Consider the following 5036-nt stretch of genomic DNA (forward strand, 5'->3'; position numbering starts at 1 on the left):
ATCGGCCTGGTAGAGGTCCTTGAGGCTGACGCTGCCCTTGCCGACGCCGAGCGTCTCGGTGAGCGCCGAGCCGGAGGACTCGCCGCCGAGGACGCTCCTCGGCGGGGGCCGGCGGCGTTGCGGGGGGTGGGTGCCGGGTGACCGGAGGCGGTGGGTCAGATAATGGGGTTATGAGCAATTCGGCGCCCTTTTCGCTGCCGCCCGGACTGCCGCGGCTCGACCGCTGCGCCGTCATGGGCGTGGTCAACGTGACTCCCGACTCCTTCTCGGACGGCGGGCTGTGGCACGACCCCGCCAAGGCGATCGCCCACGGGCTCGCGCTGCGTGCCCGGGGCGCCGACCTGGTCGACGTCGGCGGCGAGTCCACCCGCCCCGGCTCGCAGCGCGTCCCCGAGGAGGAGGAGCTGCGCCGGGTGGTCCCGGTGGTGCGCGAGCTGGCCGCCGCCGGCGTGGCGGTCTCCGTCGACACCATGCGGGCCTCGGTGGCCGAGCGGGCCGTCGAGGCCGGCGCGCTGGTCGTCAACGACGTCTCCGGAGGCCTGGCCGACCCGGCGATGGCCCGGGTGGTGGCCGAGACCGGCGCGCCGTTCGTGGTGATGCACTGGCGCGGGCAGTCCGCCGACATGGACCGGCTGGCCGTCTACGGCGACGTGGTCGCCGACGTGGTCGGCGAGCTGTCCGCCCGGGTCGAGGCGCTGCTGGCCGCCGGGGTCAAGGAGGACCAGCTGATCCTCGACCCGGGGCTCGGCTTCGCCAAGACCTCCGAGCACAACTGGGCGCTGCTCGGCCGGCTCGACGCGCTCACCGCGCTCGGCCGGCCCGTACTGGTCGCCGCATCCCGCAAGCGGTTCCTGGGTACGCTGCTGGCCGACCCGGAAACCGGGGAGCTGCGCCCGGCCCGGGAGCGCGACGACGCGACCGCCGCGGTGTCGGTGCTCTCGGCACAGGCCGGCGCCTGGGCGGTGCGGGTGCACGACGTGTCCGGCACGGCGGACGCCGTCCGGGTGGTCGCGGCCTGGCAGCGCGCGGCCCGGCACGGGTGAGCGCTTGGCGAAGACGGGAGGGTCATGGCGGGTGACGGCAGGTTGAGCGGGGAGACGGCGGGCCGACGGGCCGGCGGGGCGGACCGGGAGGCGGTCCTGGCCGCCAACCGGGCGCTCTACGAGGCGCTGGAGACCGGCGACCTCGCGGCGGTCGAGGACGCCTGGCTGGGCGCCGGCGAGGCGGACGACAAGGGGGGAGTGGTCTGCGTCCACCCCGGGTGGCCGGTGCTGCGCGGACGGGCCCAGGTGACCCGCTCGTACATGCTGATCATGGCGAACACCGAGTACATCCAGTTCATCCTCACCGACGAGGAGGCGGAGGTGCACGGCGATGTGGCCCTTGTCACGTGCACCGAGAACATCCTTTCCGGCGGCGAGGCCGAGGAGGAGGGCGAGCTCGGGCCGCTGGTCGGCGGAAAGGTCGTGTCCACCAATCTCTTCCGGCGCACCCCGGCCGGGTGGAAAATCTGGTCGCACCACGGTTCACCCGTTCTGACCAGCGCCGACGAGGACGACGAGGACTGATTCCGGGCCCCGGCGGGAAATCGCCGGAAAACGTCGCCGGCCGGTGGCCGGGGAATTCCCGGAAGGTCACCGAACGTTCACGTCAATCGCCATTCCGGTGCGCGTGGCGACGGTTCGTGCCGGGTAGGACGGTCGGGTGTTGTCGGCGCGCGCGGGTAGATTCGAATAGTTCGGCGGCGGGCGCGACGCCCGTCTCCGCCCTGCCCGCCACCGTCCTCCGGGGCGGGGCCCGTCCGACTGGGAGCAGTGATTCGTTTGCTGGACCGCGTCACCCTGCGGGGCCTGCGTGCCCGCGGCCACCACGGCGTCTTCGAGCGGGAGCGGGCCGAGGGCCAGACCTTCGTGGTGGACCTGGTGCTGTACCTGGACACCCGTCCCGCCGCCGCGGACGACGACCTGACCCGCACGGCGCACTACGGCATCGTGGCCGAGGAGGTCACCGCGATCATCGCCGGCGAGCCGGTCGAGCTGATCGAGACCCTGGCCCAGCGGATCGCCGACCAGTGCCTGAAGCACGAGCCGGTGGAGGAGGTCGAGGTGACCGTCCACAAGCCGGACGCCCCGATCACCGTGCCGTTCGACGACGTGACCGTGACCATCCACCGGACCCGCGGATGACCCGCACCGTCCGTCCGGTGCCCTGCGCAGGGCCCGGTTCAGCCATAGGGGAAGTCCGATGACCACAAGTGACCCGACCGCCGCGCCGAGCGCCTTCGACCTGGAGCAGCGGGTGGACTCGGTCGACACCACCCTGCACAGCCAGCGCTTCGCCGTGGTCGCCCTCGGCTCCAACCTGGGCAACCGCCTGGAGACCCTCCAGGGGGCCGTGGACGCGCTCGCCGACACCCCCGGGCTCAAGGTCAAGGCCGTCTCCGCGGTGTACGAGACGGACGCCGTGGGCGGTCCCGCCGAGCAGCCGGCCTACTACAACGCGGTGGTGGTGCTGCGCACCACGCTGCCGCCGCGCGACCTGCTGGAGCGCGGCAACGCGATCGAGGACGCCTTCGGCCGGGTCCGCACCGTCCACTGGGGCCCGCGCACCCTGGACGTCGACATCCTGGCCTACGAGGGCGTCCTGAGCGAGGACCCGCAGCTGCTGCTGCCGCACCCGCGCTCGCACGAGCGGGCCTTCGTGCTCGCCCCCTGGCTGGACGCCCAGCCGGACGCCGAGGTGCCCGGGCACGGCCCGGTGGCCGGGCTGCTGGCGGCGCTCGGCGGCCCGGACGCGCAGGGCGTGCGGCGGCGCGAGGACATCCGGCTGACGCTGCCGGAGTAGCCCGCCCGGGCGGGGCGTTCCCGGCCGGGCCGCGGGCCGGGGAACTCCGGCGGGGCCGCCGGCCGTCCACCTGGTGTCCGTCCCGGTCCCGGGCGGGCGCCCGCGGTCCGGGGCCTTCGCGGGCCGGGCCCGGTACGGTGGCCTGACGCCGCCGCACCCGCCCGGGGCGGCCGGCCCCGTCGTCACCCGTCGCCCGCCGCCCGGGAAAGGACCCCGTCCGAGTGAAGCTGCTTCGCCTCCGTCTGCTGATCGGCATCACCGCCGCCGCGACGGCGCTGTCCTGGGCCGGCGCCAAACTGTGGGCCTCCCTGGACACGCTGCCCGCGGTGCCGGGCGCGGCGCCGGTGGTGCTGGCCGCGGTGGCGGTGATCCTGCTCGCGACCGCGCTCTCGCTGCGCTCGCGGCTGAAGGCGGCGCGCGAGCGGCAGCCCGGGGCGAAGCGGGTGGACCCGCTGGGCGCGGCCCGGGCGGTGGTGCTCGCCCAGGCCAGCGCGCTGGTCTCGGCGGTGGTCACCGGGGTCTACGCGGGCGCCGGGATCTACCTGCTGGGCGAGCTGGACGTGCCGGCCCGCAAGGACCAGGCGATCACCGCGGGCTTCGCGGTGCTGGCCGGCGCGGCCGTGATCGCGGTGGCGCTCTGGCTGCAGCACGTCTGCCGGCTGCCGGAGAACCACGACGACCCGGGCGGTCACGGGCCGGCGGCCACGCACCGCTGATCGGACCGCGCTGACCAGGGGCTTTTCGGTGATCTTGAGTGATTTTCCGGATGCGTCCGGTAAAACCGGCGCGGTGTCAAGGGCCGAACCGGACCCTGGGCTGACACGGCCCCAATTCGCACGCTAGTTTCTTGGCATGTCTCGCGGACGCCACCGTCATTCCTCCGTCCTCGGCCGGGTCTTTCCCCCCACCGCCGCCGGCGTGCTCATCGTCGCCGCGCTGGGGGCGCTGCTTTTCAGTCAGGACACCGTGCTGGTCCGCTCGGTGGGCGCGGCCGCGGTGCTCGCCACCCTCGGGTTCGCCGTCCTGCTGCGCCAGCGCGACCGGGCCGCGCGGGCCGCGGCCGAGGTCTCCGTCGCGCAGCGGCTGCGGGCCGAGGAGCGCTTCGAGGAGCAGCTCGCCGAGGCCGAGTACGCGGCCGAGGTGGCCGAGGAGCGGGCGACCCGGTTCGGGCGGCGGCTGACCGCCGAGAAGTCCCGGCTGGCGAAGGCCGAGACGGAGATCGCCCGGCTGCTCAAGGAGCGGGCCGTGATGGTCGCCGAGCAGGCGCTCAAGGAGGCCGAGGCGGCCCAGCGGGCGCTCGCCGCGAGCCGCCCCAGGCACCCGGCGAGCCCGGCCGCGTACGTCCGCGCCGCGGCCGTGCTGCGGCAGCTGGAGCGGCGGGCGGCGCAGCAGGAGGCGCGGCGCGAGCAGGAGGCCCGGCGGGAGGCGGAGCGCGCGGCGGCGGGTGCGGAGGTCGCGCTGCGCGCGCGGACGGCGCCCGCGACGACGTCCGCGCAGGCACCGCGGCGGGTCACGCCGGAGGTTCCGGCCCCGGTCGCTCCCTCGGTTCCCGCGCCCGGGACGGCGCCGTCCGCGCCGGCTCCCGCCGCCCCCGGGGCCCAGGCCGCTGAGCCCGCCCCCGCGGCTGCGGCCCGGCCGGTGCTGACGGCGACCGTCGGACAGCTCGGCGGGGCGCCCACCGCGCCGCCCGTGCTGCCGGCCGAGCGGCAGCGTCCGCGTCCGGCGGCCTCCCCGGCCCCGCGCCCGCAGGGCTTCAGCTTCTTCGGCCGCGGCTCCGGCGCGGCGGTCCGCGCGGCGGCTCCGGCGCCGGCCGTGCGCAGTGTCGCGGAGCTCGGCGAGCGGGCGGACCTGGCGGACGTGGTCGGCGACGAGGCGGTCGCGGCCCAGGCGCGGGAGCAGGCACGCGAGCGGCAGCGGACGCGCGAGCAGGCGGCGGTGCGGGCGCAGGCGGGCCCCGAGACGGGCCCGGAGGCGGAGACCCAGGTGCTGCCGCAGGTCGGGGACGCCGACCCCGAGGTGGTCGACCTGACCCCGCACGACGAGACCGAGCAGATCGAGGTCCCCGAGCTGCGCGCCTCGCGCTGAGGCGGCCGCCGGCTCGGCGGTATCGCCCTGCTGGCCTTCACCCCGCTGATCGGCTACGCGCTGGCCGGGGCGGAGGAGCCGGCGATCACCGCCCTGCTCATCATCGT

Annotated in this window: 6 protein-coding genes; all 6 read left to right on the top strand. The window is 76.0% G+C overall.

All coding sequences use genetic code 11. The features are described from left to right. The first annotated feature begins 170 nt into the window (after positions 1–170). Positions 171–1043 (top strand): dihydropteroate synthase, encoded by an 873-nt coding sequence (gene folP / locus ABT238_RS38505; protein WP_350570019.1) that lies wholly within the window; start codon positions 171–173, stop codon positions 1041–1043. A 42-nt stretch (positions 1044–1085) separates the two neighbouring features. Further along, positions 1086–1568: a nuclear transport factor 2 family protein gene (locus ABT238_RS38510; RefSeq protein ID WP_350570017.1), complete on the top strand. Its 483-nt coding sequence runs from the start codon at positions 1086–1088 to the stop codon at positions 1566–1568. Positions 1569–1826: 258 nt separating this feature from the next. Then, positions 1827–2186 (top strand): dihydroneopterin aldolase, encoded by a 360-nt coding sequence (folB, locus tag ABT238_RS38515; protein WP_350570091.1) that lies wholly within the window; start codon positions 1827–1829, stop codon positions 2184–2186. A gap of 58 nt (positions 2187–2244) precedes the next feature. Then, positions 2245–2844: a 2-amino-4-hydroxy-6-hydroxymethyldihydropteridine diphosphokinase gene (gene folK / locus ABT238_RS38520; protein ID WP_350570016.1), complete on the top strand. Its 600-nt coding sequence runs from the start codon at positions 2245–2247 to the stop codon at positions 2842–2844. Between the two features lie 221 nt (positions 2845–3065). Then, a complete protein-coding gene (locus ABT238_RS38525; protein WP_350570014.1) occupies positions 3066–3560 on the top strand; it encodes a DUF3180 domain-containing protein in 495 nt (164 codons plus the stop codon). A 136-nt stretch (positions 3561–3696) separates the two neighbouring features. Then, positions 3697–4929, top strand: a complete 1233-nt coding sequence (locus ABT238_RS38530; protein WP_350807300.1) for a hypothetical protein — start codon at positions 3697–3699, stop codon at positions 4927–4929. The last annotated feature ends 107 nt before the right edge of the window (positions 4930–5036 follow it).

Source organism: Kitasatospora sp. NPDC001527 (assembly GCF_040298605.1).
GTDB lineage: Bacteria > Actinomycetota > Actinomycetes > Streptomycetales > Streptomycetaceae > Kitasatospora.

Excerpts from the sequence above, each read along its gene's own strand:
- ABT238_RS38530 (WP_350807300.1), top strand. The coding sequence starts at position 3,697 with ATGTCTCGCGGACGCCACCGTCATTCCTCCGTCCTCGGCCGGGTCTTT.
- folP (WP_350570019.1), top strand. The coding sequence starts at position 171 with ATGAGCAATTCGGCGCCCTTTTCGCTGCCGCCCGGACTGCCGCGGCTC.
- folK (WP_350570016.1), top strand. The coding sequence starts at position 2,245 with ATGACCACAAGTGACCCGACCGCCGCGCCGAGCGCCTTCGACCTGGAG.